This window comes from Actinomadura rugatobispora (genome assembly GCF_055379765.1).
This window is the reverse complement of sequence record NZ_AP029191.1, coordinates 6,402,686-6,417,631: the sequence shown is the minus strand read 5'-3', so window position 1 is coordinate 6,417,631 and position 14,946 is coordinate 6,402,686. Positions and strand designations below refer to the sequence as shown.

The 14,946-nt window shown below is 72.7% G+C and carries 9 protein-coding genes; 3 read left to right on the top strand and 6 right to left on the bottom strand.

The features are described from left to right. The first annotated feature begins 240 nt into the window (after window positions 1-240). Window positions 241-534, top strand: a complete 294-nt coding sequence (locus tag ACZ466_RS28740) for a hypothetical protein (RefSeq protein WP_378279200.1) — start codon at window positions 241-243, stop codon at window positions 532-534. A 636-nt stretch (window positions 535-1,170) separates the two neighbouring features. Here ACZ466_RS28740 and ACZ466_RS28735 read toward each other — a convergent pair. Then, entirely contained in the window at window positions 1,171-5,994 is a 4,824-nt protein-coding gene (locus tag ACZ466_RS28735; RefSeq protein ID WP_378279202.1) for an NAD-glutamate dehydrogenase, read from the bottom strand. 224 nt (window positions 5,995-6,218) lie between these two features. After that, entirely contained in the window at window positions 6,219-7,910 is a 1,692-nt protein-coding gene (locus tag ACZ466_RS28730; RefSeq protein WP_378279204.1) for a serine/threonine-protein kinase, read from the bottom strand. Window positions 7,911-8,242: 332 nt separating this feature from the next. Between ACZ466_RS28730 and ACZ466_RS28725 the strand changes: the two genes are divergently transcribed. Together ACZ466_RS28725 and ACZ466_RS28720 are read left to right on the top strand one after the other, a co-directional pair. After that, window positions 8,243-8,968, top strand: a complete 726-nt coding sequence (locus ACZ466_RS28725) for a C40 family peptidase (RefSeq protein WP_378279206.1) — start codon at window positions 8,243-8,245, stop codon at window positions 8,966-8,968. 14 nt (window positions 8,969-8,982) lie between these two features. Next, window positions 8,983-9,624, top strand: a complete 642-nt coding sequence (locus ACZ466_RS28720; protein WP_378279208.1) for a hypothetical protein — start codon at window positions 8,983-8,985, stop codon at window positions 9,622-9,624. Here the strand turns inward: ACZ466_RS28720 and ACZ466_RS28715 are convergent. The 4 genes from ACZ466_RS28715 to ACZ466_RS28700 form a co-directional block, all read right to left on the bottom strand. Then, window positions 9,608-11,575 (bottom strand): acetoacetate--CoA ligase, encoded by a 1,968-nt coding sequence (locus ACZ466_RS28715; protein WP_378279210.1) that lies wholly within the window; start codon window positions 11,573-11,575, stop codon window positions 9,608-9,610. The genes ACZ466_RS28720 and ACZ466_RS28715 overlap by 17 nt on opposite strands. A gap of 149 nt (window positions 11,576-11,724) precedes the next feature. Continuing rightward, a complete protein-coding gene (locus ACZ466_RS28710) occupies window positions 11,725-12,435 on the bottom strand; it encodes an HAD family hydrolase (RefSeq protein ID WP_378279212.1) in 711 nt (236 codons plus the stop codon). A 184-nt stretch (window positions 12,436-12,619) separates the two neighbouring features. Continuing rightward, on the bottom strand, window positions 12,620-14,254 hold the full coding sequence (pruA, locus tag ACZ466_RS28705; RefSeq protein WP_378279214.1) for an L-glutamate gamma-semialdehyde dehydrogenase: 1,635 nt from the start codon (window positions 14,252-14,254) through the stop codon (window positions 12,620-12,622). 165 nt (window positions 14,255-14,419) lie between these two features. Further along, entirely contained in the window at window positions 14,420-14,929 is a 510-nt protein-coding gene (locus tag ACZ466_RS28700; RefSeq protein WP_378279216.1) for a DUF6912 family protein, read from the bottom strand. Window positions 14,930-14,946: the final 17 nt, after the last annotated feature.

Below are 14,946 nucleotides of genomic sequence, written 5' to 3'. Positions count from 1 at the left end.
GGTAGGCCGTCGGGTGCCGGAGCGGCTCCACCGCAGCGGTCAACAGAAGCGGACCCGTCCGGCACCCGACCGAACGCAAGCAATCCTCGCAGGGTGACCGATCGGTCACCCTGCGAAAGGACTATTGTGGCGAATGTCGGCCACCTCGTTTAGGCCGCCTTCCCCCGGGTTTGCCCAGGTAGGCCACTTGACCTGCGGATAACGTCCCATCGCGCGGCGGGACGCGTAAGGATGGTGGGCATGAGAGAGGCGCAGCGCGAGGCCATCGCGGACGAGCTGGAAATGCGCGGATCTCCGCTGTGCGACTGCGTCGAGGCCCTCCCGGCGATCAGCCCGACGAGCGGCGCGGCCACGGCCCACCACTGCTGGTGCACGGCGGTACGCGCCTCGGCAGTGGCCCGCCGCACGGCGTCGCTGACCCGCCACGCGCGGGAATGCGGATGCTCCGAGGCCGACCGGTCGGCCGCCCTGTTCTGGGAAGGCGAATTCGCCGCCCGCACCCCCGGCCGCCAATGGCCGAACTCCGGCAGCTGACACACATTCGCCTGCCCGGAAAGCTTGGTCGCTGACAAACGCTTCGCGATTACCCCGGGCGGAATCTGGCCATGTGTGGGGCCAGGCGATGCTGGTGGCCCGCATCCCTGGGGGAGTCCTTGGAGAAGGTCCGGAGAGCTTCCCGCTAAGGGCCGAACCCACCCCTGTCCGAGCTCCGCCGTGGGATTGATCGAGGCGTGGACCTGGAAGGTAATGCGAATCTCCAGGGGTAGGTGGTGGGGGTGCAGGGGGCGGAGCCCTTTGCCGGGGTGTGGGGCGGAGCCCCGCCGGGGGGGTGGGGGGGGCTGGCCCCCCACCGGGGTGGGTGTGTCCGGGAGCGAGCCCCCAGGCGAGCGGACGGGTGCGCCCGCCCTGCCCGGGGGTCTGGGGGGTGGCCCCCCAGGTAAACAGAGCGAGCCCCCAGGCGAGCGGACGGGTGCGCCCGCCCTGCCCGGGGGTCTGGGGGGTGGCCCCCCAGATGAACACAGCCGGGGGGTGCAGGGGGGCGGAGCCCTCCCTGCCGGGGGCGTGGGGGCTGGCCCCCACCGGGGTGACCGCTCCCGGAGCGAGCCCCCGGGCGAGCGCAGGGAGCGCTCGCCCCGCCCGGGTGGTGTGGAGGGTCGCCCCTCCACAAGGTCACAGACTGCTGGCTGTCACCAACGTGCGGATGGCGCCCAGGGCTACGGACAGGGTGGCCAGGTCGAAGCTGTCGCTCTCCCAGATCTCGGAGAGGGTCAGCTGGGCTCGGGAGACGGCGGTGCGGTTCTTGTCGGCCCAGTGGACCATGCGTTCTTCGGGTTGGGCGCCGGGTTCGCTGGTGACGAGGACGTCGCGGGTGAGGGCGGCGTGGGCGGCGTACAGGTCGTCGCGGAGGGCGGAGCGGGCCATGGAGCGCCAGCGGTCGTCGCGGGGCAGCGCGATGATGCGTTCGCGGAGGCGGGAGAGCTGGAGGCGGTCGGCGAGGTCGAAGTAGACCTCGGAGACCTCTTCGACCGGGCGTCCGGTCTCGTGGGCGATGCCGACGAGGTCGAAGGTGGAGTACGCCGGGACGAGCATGGCGCACTGCTCGGCGAGTTCGTCGGGGACGCCCCGTTCGGCGAACTCGTCGCGGCGCTGCTCGAAGGCGGCCAGGTCGAGGCCGACGAGGAGCTTGGGCAGCTGCGAGCCGAGGGTGACGGCGCCCTTGGAGAAGAAGTCGATGTTCTCGCGGATGTCGAACGGGGGGCGCCGGTTGTGCAGGAGCCAGCGGGCGCCGCGTTCGGTGAGCTTGCGGGCCTCCAGCAGCATCTTGATCTGCGTGGACTCGTCGACCTGGTGGGCCAGGCCCTCGACCGAGCGCCAGAAGCGGGGCATGTCGAAGACCTCGCGGGCGACCAGGTAGGCGCGGGCGATGTCCTGGGAGGACGCGCCGGTCTCCTCGCTGACGCGGAAGCCGAAGGTGATGCCGCTGTTGTTGACGACGTCGTTCACCACGGCGGTGGTGATGATCTCGCGGCGCAGCGGGTGGCGGTCCATGTAGGCGCGGAACCGGTCGCGCAGCGGGGTCGGGAAGTAGTCGACGAGCCAGGACTCCAGGTACGGGTCGTCGGGCAGGTTGGAGGCGATCAGCTCGTGGTCGAGGGTGAGCTTGCCGTAGGCGAGCAGCACCGAGAACTCGGGGCCGGTGAGGCCGAGACCGGCTTGGCGGCGTTCGGCGAGGGCCTTGTCGTCGGGCAGGAACTCCAGCCGCCGGTCGATCTTGCCGTCGCGTTCCAGCTTGCGCAGGTAGCGGGCGTGGACGTGGAGCATGGAGGACGCCTGGGCGCGGGAGGCGGCGAGGACGACGTTCTGCGCGTAGTTGTCGCGCAGCACCAGTTCGGCGACCTCGTCGGTCATCTCGGTCAGCAGGCCGTCGCGCTGCTTGCGGGTGAGCTCGCCGTCGCGGACGACCTGGTCGAGCAGGATCTTGATGTTGACCTCGTGGTCGGAGGTGTCGACTCCGGCGGAGTTGTCGATGAAGTCGGTGTTGACCAGGCCGCCGGCGCGGGCGAACTCGATCCGGGCGAGCTGGGTGAGGCCCAGGTTGCCGCCCTCGCCGATCACCTTGCAGCGCAGGTCGGGCGCGTCGGCGCGGACGGTGTCGTTGGCCTTGTCGCCGACGTCGGCGTGGTTCTCCAGGGACGCCTTGACGTAGGTGCCGATGCCGCCGTTCCAGAGGAGGTCGACGGGGGCGCAGAGGGCGGCGTGGATGAGCTGGAACGGCGTCATGGCCTTGACGTCGTCGGCGATGCCCAGCGCGACGCGCATCTGCGGGGTGATGCGGATGGACTTGGCGGTGCGGGGGAAGACGCCGCCGCCCTTGGAGATCAGCTTGGCGTCGTAGTCGGCCCAGGTGCTGCGCGGCAGCGCGAACAGCCGTTCCCGTTCGGCGAAGGAGCTCTCGGGGTCGGGGTCGGGGTCGACGAAGACGTGCCGGTGGTCGAAGGCGGCGACGAGCCTGGTGTGCCGGGACAGCAGCATCCCGTTGCCGAAGACGTCGCCGGACATGTCGCCGATGCCGACGGCGGTGAAGTCCTCGTTCTGGATGTCGGTGCCGAGCGAGCGGAACAGGTACTTGACCGATTCCCAGGCGCCGCGGGCGGTGATGCCCATGGCCTTGTGGTCGTAGCCGACGGAGCCGCCGGAGGCGAACGCGTCGCCGAGCCAGAAGCCGTAGGAGGCGGCGACCTCGTTGGCGATGTCGGAGAAGGTGGCGGTGCCCTTGTCGGCGGCGACGACGAGGTAGGTGTCGTCGCCGTCGTGGCGGACGACGCTGGGCGGCGGGACGACCTTGCCGTCGACGAGGTTGTCGGTGAGGTCCAGCAGCCCGGAGATGAAGTCCTTGTAGCAGGCGATCCCGGCCTGCGTGAACGCCTCGCGGTCGGCGGGGTCGGGCAGCTGCTTGCCGACGAAGCCGCCCTTGGCCCCGGCCGGGACGATCACCGTGTTCTTGACGGCCTGGGCCTTGACCAGGCCGAGGATCTCGGTGCGGAAGTCCTCGCGGCGGTCGGACCAGCGCAGGCCGCCGCGCGCCACGGACCCGAACCGCAGGTGGACGCCCTCGACCCGGGGCGAGTACACGTAGATCTCGAACGTGGGCCTGGGCTGCGGCAGGTCGGGGATCCGCTCGGGGTCGAACTTCAGCGCCAGGTACGGCTTGCGCTGGTAGTGGTTGGTGCGCAGGGTCGCCTGGATCATCGACAGGTAGGCGCGCAGGATGCGGTCCTCGTCGAGGCTGGCGACGTCGTCGAGCTCGCCGTGCAGTTCCTCGGCGATCCCGGCGCTGCGCTCCTCCTCGCCGCCCGCCAGGGACGGGTCGAGGCGGCTCTCCCACAGCCGCACCAGTAGCCGGGTGATGGAGGCGTTGCTCAGCAGCACCTGCTCGAAGTAGCGCTTGGAGAAGGCGTTGCCGGTCTGCCGCAGGTAGAGGGCGTAGGCGCGCAGGATCATCGCCTGCCGCCAGGTGAGGCCGACGTGCAGGACGAGCGCGTTGAAGCCGTCGTTCTCGATCTCGCCGCGCCACAGCGCGGTGAAGGCGTCCTGGAACAGCTCCTTGGTGGTGTCCTCGGGGACGTTGGCGGACGGCCGGTAGCGCAGCCCCAGGTCGTAGATCCAGGCGCGGCCCCGGTCGGCGGGCCTGATCTCATAAGGGCGCTCGTCGATGACCTCGACGCCCATGTTCTGCAGCAGCGGCAGCACCCGGGACAGGGTGATCGGCTCGCCCAGCCGGTAGATCTTCAGGCGGCGTTCGCCGGGTCCGGCGCCGTACGGCTCGTACAGGTTGATCGAGGTGTCGTGGGTGTCGTCGAGGGCGTCCAGCCGCTTGAGGTCGGACACGGCGGTGCGGGCGGGGAAGTCGGCCTTGTAGCCCTCGGGGAAGGCCTCGCCGTACCGGCGGGCCAGGGCGCCCGAGCGCTCCTCGCCGCACTGCTCGACGATGGCGTCGGCCAGGTCGTCGGCCCAGGAGCGGGTCGCGGCGGTCAGCCGGGCCTCCAGGCCCTCGACGTCCACGTCGGGCAGCGGGCGGCCGCGCTCGCCGCGCACCACGACGTGCAGCCGGGCCAGCAGGGACTCGCTGACGTTGGCGCTGTAGTCGACGCTGACGCCCTCGAACGCCGTGCGCAGGATCTCCTGGATCTTCAGCCGGACCTTGGTGGTGTAGCGGTCGCGGGGCAGGTAGACCATGCAGGACATGAAGCGGCCGTACAGGTCCTTGCGCAGGAACAGCTTGAGCTGGCGGCGCTCGCGCAGCCGCAGCACGCCCAGCGAGATCGGCAGCAGGTCGTCGACCGACACCTGGAACAGCTCGTCGCGGGGGTAGGTCTCCAGGATCTCGACGAGGTCCTGGCCGTCGTAGCTGTCGGGGGTGAACCCGGCGCGGTCCAGCACCTGGTCGAGCTTGCGCTTGAGGACCGGGACGTTGGCGATCGACTCGCTGTAGGCGACGTGGGTGAACAGGCCGAGGAAGCGGCGCTCGCCGACGACCTGGCCGTCGGCGCCGAACTTCTTGACGCCGATGTAGTCGAGGTAGGCGGGGCGGTGCACGGTGGCCCGGGAGTTGGCCTTGGTCAGCAGCAGCAGGCGCTTCTCGGTGGCCTTCTCGCGGACCTCGGGGGGCAGCGCGGCGAAGCTGTCGGACTCGCCCTTGTCGTTGCGCAGGATGCCCAGGCCGGTGCCGGGCACGGGGCGCAGGGCGGTGCCGTCCTCGGTGAGGGTGTAGTCGCGGTAGCCGAGGAAGGTGAAGTGGCTGTCGGCCAGCCAGTCCAGCAACTCGACGCCCTCGTCGAGTTCGGCCTCGGTCAGCGGCGGCGGCTCATCGCGGATCAACAACGCGATCTCGCCCGCGCGGGAGCGCATCTTGGCCTCGTCCTCGACGGCGGCCCGCACGTCCTGCAGGACGCGCTGCAGGTCGCGCTCCAGCTCGTCCAGGCGGGCCCGGTCGCTGGTGCGGTCCACCTCGATGTGGATCCATGACTCGTCCAGGTCGAGGGGGCTGTCGAGCTTGTGGCGGAACGCCTTGAGCTGCCCGGCCACGTCCCGGTCCACGCCCAGCAGCGGGTGGACGATCAGGTGGGTGGTCAGCTGGTGGCGGCTGAGCTCCATCACGACCGAGTCGACCAGGAAGGGCATGTCGTCAGTGACCACTTGCACGACGGTGTGCCCGGGGTCCCAGCCGTGCTCCTCCAGGTTCGGGGTGAACACCCGGACCTTGGCCCTGCCCTGCGGGCGCTCCTCGCCCAGCAGGCGGTGGGCCATCGCGGGCCCGCAGATGTCGGCGGGGTCGCGCGCCAGCAGGTCCTCGGGGGCGACGTGGCGGTAGTAGAGGCGAAGGTACCCGACCGTCTCCTCCACGTCCGTGCTCCGGGCACCCGGGCGCTGGGCGCACGTCTCCGCCGCCCGCCGGAGTAGGTCGTCCTTCGCCTGATCGAGCCTGCCGCTCATCAACAACTCCCCTAGAGACCCTTCGCCACCTCATTGTGGCGCCGCTCACGCGCCAGCGTAGCCAGGAAACGCCCCAAAGCCGACCGCCGGGGCGGCGCGGCGAGCGTGGCCTTTCTTACGGTCACGCCCACAAACCCTGTCGCGTGCGAAATCCCGGTTTTCCCGGAGGGGCCGCCGGCCGGGCACCGGTCATCGCCCGGTGCCCGCGGGTTCGACGGCCCCGATCACCCGCCGGTGCCCGTGCCGCCCTGGCCGCCCGTCCCGGGTTCGCCGGGTCCCGGCGGCTCCTGCGGGTCGGTCTCGGTCTCGGTCGGCGTCGGGGTGGGGGTCGGCTCCTTGGTCGTCTCCGACGCGGTGGGCGTCGGGGTCGGCGTCGGCGTGCCGGTCGGCGTGTCGGAGTAGGTCGGCGAGGGGGACGGCGAGTACGGGCCGGTCGCGGTGTCCTGCGGCGTCGGGACGATCCGCTCCGACAGCGTCGGGGACGCGCTCGGGACGGAGCTGGCGGGCGGCACCGGCTGCTTGGAGTCGCTGACCGGATGGCCGGTCTTGTCGTTGCCGCCGCCGCTCAGCGCCAGCACGGTGGAGATGATCGTGACGGCGACGACCAGGGCCGCGGCCCCGGCGAGCGCGGCCGTCCGGCGCGGGCCGGTCACCGTGTGCCGCAGGCCGCCGGTGTTGCGCCGCTCCCCCAGCATCTCGGGGGGCAGGGTGTTCTGCGCGGCCCACTCCGAGGGGGTCAGGGCGCCTCCGGACCCCCCGGGCCGGTCGTCGCGTCCGGCGGCCGGGACGGGCTCCAGGCGGCCGGTGGCGCCCGGGTCGTCGCGGTCGTCGTATCCGGCGGACTGGTATCCGTCGTCGTAGTCGTCGTAGTCGTCGTAGGCCGAGTCGTAGCCCGTCTGGATCTCGCGCCCGGCCGCGGCGCGGGAGGCGCGGGTGGCGGTGGCGGCGGCGCGGGCCTCGTCCTCGCCCAGCTCGGCGGCCAGCACGCTGCCGGCGGCCAGGATCGCGGTCGCGTCGTCGGGGACCTCGCCGTCCGCGCCGTCCGCGGCGGCCCCGGCGGCCCCGGCGGGCGCGGCGGCGACGGGCAGGGCGGCGGTGGCCGCGCCGCGCTCCTCGTGGCCGAGCAGCCGCATCAGCAGCTGCCGGGCGTCGGGCCGGCCGGCGGCCTCCTTGCTCAGGCAGTCGACCACCAGCGCGCGCAGCGGGCCGTCCAGGTCGCCCAGCTCGGGCTCGCGGTGCAGGATCCGGTTGATGACGGCGGGGATGGTGTCCTGGCCGAACGGGGGCTCGCCGGTGGCGGCGAACGCCAGCGTGGCCGCCCAGCAGAACACGTCGGCCGCGGTGCCGATCTCGTCGCCCTGCAGCTGCTCGGGCGCCATGTACGAGGGCGTGCCGATGACCTTGCTGGTGAGCGTGGTGGACCCGCTGATCGCCCGGGCCACCCCGAAGTCGATCACGCGCGGGCCGTCGCTGCCGATCAGCACGTTGTGCGGCTTGAAGTCGCGGTGGATGATCTCGGCCTGGTGGATCGCGGCCAGCGCGGTGGCGGTGCCGACCGCCAGCCGCTCCAGCGCCGCGCCGCTCAGCGGGCCCTGCTCGGTGACCAGCTGGTTGAGCGAGGGGCCGGGCACGTACTCGCTGACGATGTAGGGCCGGTCGCCGGTCGCGTCGGCGTCGATCACCTGGGCCGTGCAGAACGGGGCGACCCGCTTGGCGACCTCCAGTTCCCGCAGGAACCGGGCGCGGGCCTTGTCGTCGGCGGTGAGCTCGGCGTGCAGCAGCTTGACCGCCACCCGGCCGCCCCGGCCGTCCTCGGCGAGGAAGACGGTGCCCTGACCGCCCTCGCCCACGCGGCCGATGAGCGCGTAGGGCCCCAGCCGCTCCGGGTCGCCGGAACGCAGCGCCCCAACCTTCATGCGCCGAACCGCCCTCTCTGGACCGACGGGACCGGACGACCCGTCCCCCGGATCATCCCGGATCGGCACAGATCGGTCCCTCGATTGTGTGACGCCCCAAACCCAGGGGAAGTTCACCCAGCCCTGAGACCTTACGTCGCATTGTCACCCTGCGCCCCCCATAAACCCACTTTGAGGTGATCTTCCGTTCACCCCCGCGGAGGGCGGCCGGCCGCACGGGCCCGCCCGGACCCCGCACAGACCCGGCAACGCCTGACATTATGGCAGGTCAGCGCCGTAATCTGGGGGAGTTTTGAGAGTGTGGCGACGGGGTCCGGGGTACACCGCGCTCGATGATCTTCGTAGACGGACGCGAGGGCATGGTCTGCGCGGCCACCCTGACCCTGGCCTTCGCGCTGATACCAAACACCGCGGAGGCCGTGCACGCCGCGCCGGGGCCGGCCGGGTCCGCGGCGGCGGAGTCGGCCGCGCGGGCCGCGACCGCGTCCTCGGGATCGCGATCGTCGACGGCGAGGTCGGCCGCCGCGACCGCGACGGCGTCCTCGGAGTCGGGGTCGGCGTCCGCGCGGGGGCAAGGGATCGTGCGGTCGCCGCGCACGCAGGAGTCCCTGGCGGCCTTGCAGCAGGCCGTGCGCAAGCGGCGGGTCCAGATGAAGGCCACCTGGACGCGGCGCGCCCGCAAGGCCGTGGAGTACGCGTACGCGCAGCGGGGGCGCCCCTACGTATGGGGCGGCACGGGTGAGTACGGGTTCGACTGCTCCGGTCTGGTCCAGCAGGCGTGGCGCCAGGCGGGCGTGTGGATCCCCCGGGTCAGCCACGACCAGTACGAGCGGATCCCCACCAAGGTCGCGCGGAACGATCTGCGCTCGGGCGATCTGGTGTTCTTCAACCGGCTGCGGCACGTGGGCATCTACATAGGCGGCGGCAGGTTCGTGCACGCGCCGCGTACGGGCCGTCCCATAACGGTGGACCGGCTCCAGGGACGGTACGCGCGCACCTACGCCGGTGCCGTACGGCCAGGGTGGGAGCCGCTGCCGCCCATACCGACCGGCACCTGAGCCAAGATGGGCGCATGACCTCGCTGGACGGGCGCCGCGCCTACACCAGGGCCGATCTGATGGCCGTGCACGGGCTGGGGCGCAGCACGCTGGAGAAGTGGTACCGCGAGCGGGCCGAGAACGGCCATCCCGAGCCCGCGGGCACGGTCGAGGGCGGGCAGCTCGCCTGGGACGCGGACGCCTGGGACCGCTGGTACGAGGCGCGCCAGACCGCGCCCAAGGTCCCGCCGGGCCTCCTCACGCGCGACGAGCTGGCGGCCCGGCACGGCCTCAGCCGCCACGTGCTGAAGAAGCTCTGGGCGGAACGCGAGACCAACGGCCACCCCCGCGCCGCCTACCAGGCCGGCAAGGCCCTCTACTGGGACGAGGCGGAATGGGCCGCCTGGCACGCGTCGTACCAGGCGGCCCAGAGTGACCGCGCCGAACGGGACCGGCAGGGCGGCGGCGACCCCGACGAGCTGATCACGCTCGCCGACGCCGCCCGCCTGCTCGGCCTGGCCCAGACCAGCGTCACCGTCTACCCGAAGCGGCCGCCCGCCGGGTGGCCCGAGCCCGCGCGCACCGAGCCGCTGGGCGGCGGCCGCGTCCGCCGCCTCTACCGGCGCGGCGACATCCTGGCCTACGGCGCGCTCAAGGGGCTCACGACGACGGCGTGAAGTGCCGCAGGACCTCCGGGTTGGCCAGCGAGTCGCGGTTGGCCGCCTGGTCGACCGGGGTGCCCTGGAGGATCTTGCGGACCGGGACCTCCAGCTTCTTGCCCGACAGCGTGCGCGGGATGCCCGGGACCTCGTGGATCTCGTCGGGGACGTGCCGCGGCGACAGCGCCGAGCGCAGCTCCCGCCTGAGCCGTCCGATCAGCTCCTCCGACAGCTCGGCGCCCTCGGCGGGCTGGACGTAGAGGATCAGCCGGCCCTCCTGCCCCAGCCGCCCGGTGTCGATGACCAGGCTGTCGGCGATCTCGGGGAACGCCTCCACCACGCGGTAGAAGTCGGAGGTGCCCATCCGGACGCCGCCCCGGTTGAGGGTGGAGTCGGACCGGCCGTAGATGACGCAGCCGCCGTCCGGCCGGACCTTGATCCAGTCGCCGTGCCGCCACACGCCGGGGAACATCTCGAAGTAGGACTCGCGGTAGCGGGCGCCGTCGGGGTCGTTCCAGAACAGCACCGGCATGGACGGCATGGGCTCGGAGATGACCAGCTCGCCGACCTCGTCGATCACCGGCTTGCCGTCGTCGCCGTACGCCTCCACCTTGGCGCCCAGGCTGCGGCACTGGAGCACGCCCGCGTACAGGGGCAGCAGCGGGGACGGGCCGACGAAGCCCGTGCACAGGTCGGTGCCGCCCGACAGGGAGCCGAGCAGGAGGTCCTTGCCGACCGCCTCGTACACCCAGGCGAAGCCCTCGGGCGGCAGGGGCGACCCGGTGGAGCCTATGCCGCGCACGGCGGACAGGTCGTACTCCTTGCCGGGCTGCTGGCCGTCCTTGGCGCAGGCGGTGATGTACGGCGCGCCCACGCCCATGTAGGTGACGCCGCTGTCGGCGGCCAGCTTCCACAGGTCCATGGGGGCGCCGTCGTACAGGACGATGGTGGAGCCCACCAGCAGGCCGCCGATGAGGTAGTTCCACATCATCCAGCCCGTGGTCGTGTACCAGAAGAACACGTCCCCGGGGCCGAGGTCCTGGTGGAAGGTGGTGGCCTTGAGGTGCTCCAGGACGACCCCGCCGTGCCCGTGGACGATCGGCTTGGGCAGGCCGGTGGTGCCGGAGGAGTAGACGACCCACAGCGGGTGGTCGAAGGGGACGTCCTCGAACTCCAGGGTGTCGTGGTCGCGCTTCGGCAGGTCGCCGTAGTGCATGCCCACCCGCAGCCCGCCGGGCGTGGCGGCCGGGTCGAGGTAGGGGACGAGCACGGTGGCGGCCAGGGTGGGCAGCGCCGCCTCGATCTCGCGGACGATCTCGCGCCGGTCGAACCGCTTGCCGTTGTAGGCGTAGCCGTCCACGGCGACCAGCACCTTGGGCTCGATCTGGGCGAACCTGTCGATCACCGACGAGGAGCCGAAGTCGGGCGAGCAGGACGACCAGATCGCCCCCAGCGACGCGGTCGCCAGGAAGCAGATCAGCGCCTCGGGGATGCTGGGCAGGTAGGCGGCGACCCGGTCGCCCTTGCCCACGCCCAGCTCGGCCAGCCCGGCGCGCACCTCGGCGACCTGCATGCACAGCTCGCGGCCGGTGAGCACGCGGTGCCCGCCCGCCTCGGAGCGGAAGACCACCGCGGGCCGGTCGGGGTCGCGGGCGGCGTGCCGCAGCGCGTTGGCGGCGTAGTTGAGGGTCGCCCCGGGGAACCAGCGCAGCCCGTCGACGGGGGTCGGGCCGCCGTCGCGGACCGGGCCGTCGCCGCGCTCGCCGACCACCTCGAAGTAGGACCAGAGCGCGTCCCAGAACGCGTCGACCTCGGTCACCGACCAGCGCCACAGCTCGTCGTAGGATCCGGCCTCGACGCCGCGCTCCCGCAGCCAGCGCATGAAGGCGGTCGTCCGCGAACCGGCGACGACCTCCTCCGACGGCTCCCACAACAGCGTGCCCTCGGCCACCTGTCGATCACGCGACATGTCTTATCCCTCCGCCGCTGCCCGCAGTGTCTCCCCAGCATCGGGCCGACCGGGTGACCTGCGCAACTTCCGAGATCGGAGGCTACGGGACGGCCCCGGGCCGGGTGCCGCCCGGGGGCGCCGCTACCGGCGGCCGGGCCGCGGGCAGGTCAGCGTCCGGTGAGCTCCAGGACGGCGCGGACCACGGCGTCGGTGTCGGCGAGGGTGGCCAGCACCACGTCCGCGCCGGCGCCGCGCAGCTCGGCCTCGGTCGCGCTGCCGGTCGCCACCGCGATGATCGCGGACCGGGCGATGTGCGCGGCCTGCACGTCGCGCGGCGAGTCGGCGATGAACACCGTGGCCGTCTCCGGATAGCGGACGCCGTGCTTCTCCCCCGCCCTGGTGCGGGCCAGCTCCAGCAGCGCGGCCTTGCTGTAGACGCCGTTCTCGTAGCCGCCGACCTCCAGGTCGAGCCGGTCGGCCAGCCCCAGCTCGGTCACCTTCAGCACGGCGTTCGGCTGGATCGAGCCGGTCAGCACCGACTGGGCGGTGTCGGGCAGCCGGGACAGGGCCGTGACCGCCTCGCGGGCCCCGGCCAGCACCCGGCCGTGCGACTTCAGGTCGGCCCGCCGGGCGGCGAACGACGCGGCCAGCGCCGTCATGAGCGCGGGCAGGTGGTCGTCGGTGGTGACGACGTCGTTGAACGCCAGCGTCTCGAAGATGATCTCCGACTCGGTGCGTCCGGGGGTGGGCGGCAGCCGGACCAGGGGCCGGCCGATGGTCCGCTGGAACGCGTCGGCATAGGCGTCGCGGGTGATCCGTCCGACGTCCACGAGCGTGTGATCGATGTTCCACAGCACCAGACGGTTCAGCGTCGTCATCCCGTTCCCAAGCGCAGCCCTGACCGCACTCCGGTGGTGCGGGCGGACATATCGTCGGGTCTGGCGCCCGCTTCCCGCAAGCGGGCGCCGGGGGCGGCCTGCTCTCCGCGAGGCCATGGATCACCGACCCGGCGGTGACGATCACCTGGCGGGACGGGCGCCGCCGCGGCCCGCGGGCCCGGGATCAGGAGTCCATGTGCGGGTAGCGGTAGTCGGTCGGTGCGACGAACGTCTCCTTGATCGAGCGCATGCTGGCCCACCGCGTCAGGTTGACGATCGACCCGGCCTTGTCGTTGGTGCCGCTGGCGCGGGCGCCGCCGAACGGCTGCTGCCCGACGATCGATCCGGTGGGCTTGTCGTTGATGTAGAAGTTGCCGGCCGCGAACCGGAGCCGCTCGGTGGCGGCGGCGATCGCGGCGCGGTCGCGGGCGACGATCGCGCCGGTCAGCGCGTACTCGGCGACGCCCTCCATCTGGTCCAGCATCGCGTCGTAGTCGCCGTCGTCGTAGACGTGCACGCCGACGATCGGGCCGAAGTACTCCTTGACGAAGATCTCGTCGTCGGGGTCGGTGGACTCCAGCACGGTCGGCCGGACGAACCAGCCCTCGGAGTCGTCCAGGGTGCCGCCGGCCAGGACGCTCATCGTGCCGACGCCGCGGGCGCGCTCCAGCGCCGCCCGGTGCTTGGCGAACGCCCGCTCGTCGATCACGGCGCCCATGAACAGGGACAGGTCCTCGGCGACGTTGCCCATGGGCAGCGCCTCGACCTCGTCGGCGAACTCGTCGCGGATCCGCGTCCAGATCGAGCGCGGCACGTAGGCGCGGGAGGCGGCCGAGCACTTCTGCCCCTGGTACTCGAACGCGCCGCGGATCAGCGCGGTCTTGAGCACGGCCGGGTCGGCGGACGGGTGGGCGACCACGAAGTCCTTGCCGCCGGTCTCCCCGACCAGCCGCGGGTAGCCCCGGTAGCCCGCGATGTTCTCGCCGACGGTCCGCCACAGGTGCTGGAAGGTGGCGGTGCTGCCGGTGAAGTGGATCCCGGCCAGGTCGGGGTGGGGCAGCGCGGCCTCCGACACGGCGCGGCCGTCCCCGGTCACCATGTTGATCACGCCGGGCGGCAGCCCGGCCTCCTCCAGCAGCCGCATGGTGTGGTGCGCGGCCAGCTGCTGGGTCGGCGACGGCTTCCACACCACCACGTTGCCCATCAGCGCGGGCGCGGTCGGCAGGTTGCCCGCGATCGCGGTGAAGTTGAACGGGGTGATCGCGACGACGAAGCCCTCCAGCGGCCGGTAGTCCATCCGGTTCCACACGCCGGGCGAGGAGTTCGGCTGCTCGGCCAGCAGCCGGCGCGCGTAGCCGGCGTTGAACCGCCAGAAGTCGATCAGCTCGCAGGCCGCGTCGATCTCCGCCTGCTGGACGGACTTGGACTGGCCGAGGACGGTGGCGGCGTTGATCGTGGCCCGCCACGGCCCCGCCAGCAGGTCGGCGGCGCGCAGCAGGATCGCGGCGCGGTCCTCGAACGGCGTCGCCCGCCAGGCCGGCGCCGCCGCCCGCGCCGCCGCGATCGCGGCCCGGACGTCGTCGCCGGTGGCGTCGCCCATGCGGCCGAGCACGCGGGCGCGGTCGTGCGGCTGCACCACCTCGATCGGCTCGCCGCCGCCCAGCCGGCGCTCGCCGCCGATCGTCATGGTCAGCTCGGCCGGCCCGGCGCCGGCGAGCTCCTTGATCCTGGCCTCCAGCGCGGCCCGCTCGGGGCTGCCGGGCGCGTGGGACTTCACCGGCTCGTTGGCCGGTACGGGCACGTTGATGACGGCGTCCATCTGCTCGCTCCCTGGAATCCGACCTCGTCGTCGCACGCCCCGGGGAGCCCGTGCCGGACGAGCACCGCGCGGGCGTGGCCGGGCGGCGCGCGGCCGTCCGACGTCGGCAGACCTACCCATCCGGGCACGCACGACGCTTCACCGCGCGAAGAACGCGCGGAGCGGTCAGGGCAGCAGGTGGCGGAGCTCCTGGGTGGCGTACCACATCAGCTCGTGGCCCTCGGCGCCGTCCACGGTGAAGCGGGCGTCGTCGTCGCCGGCGTCGGCGGCGGGCAGCGCCTGGACGGCGGCGCGGACGTCCGCCTCGGCGTCCGCGTCGTCCACGTGGCCGGAGGCGATCCGCCGCCACGGGATCACGGCGGAGACCTGGACCAGGGCGCGGGCGTCCTCCTCGGAGCCGGACTGGCCGGGCGCCCAGCGCACCTCGCCCTCGGACACCTCGGCGGCCAGCACGACCCGCCGGGGCGGGGCGTCCGGATCGCCGGCCAGGAGCCGCAGGGAGGCGCGGGCGGCGGCGGTCAGGGCGACGTACTCCAGCTCCTCGAGATCGCCGTCGGCGTACCACTCGCGCAGCGCGGGCGTCACCGCGTACGCCGCCAGCGGGGCGGGACCGGCCTCGCGCGCGTCGTGGACGCGGGCGAGGGCACTCAGCGTGGACGGGACGTAGACGCGCATGACGATCCGCAAGTCTG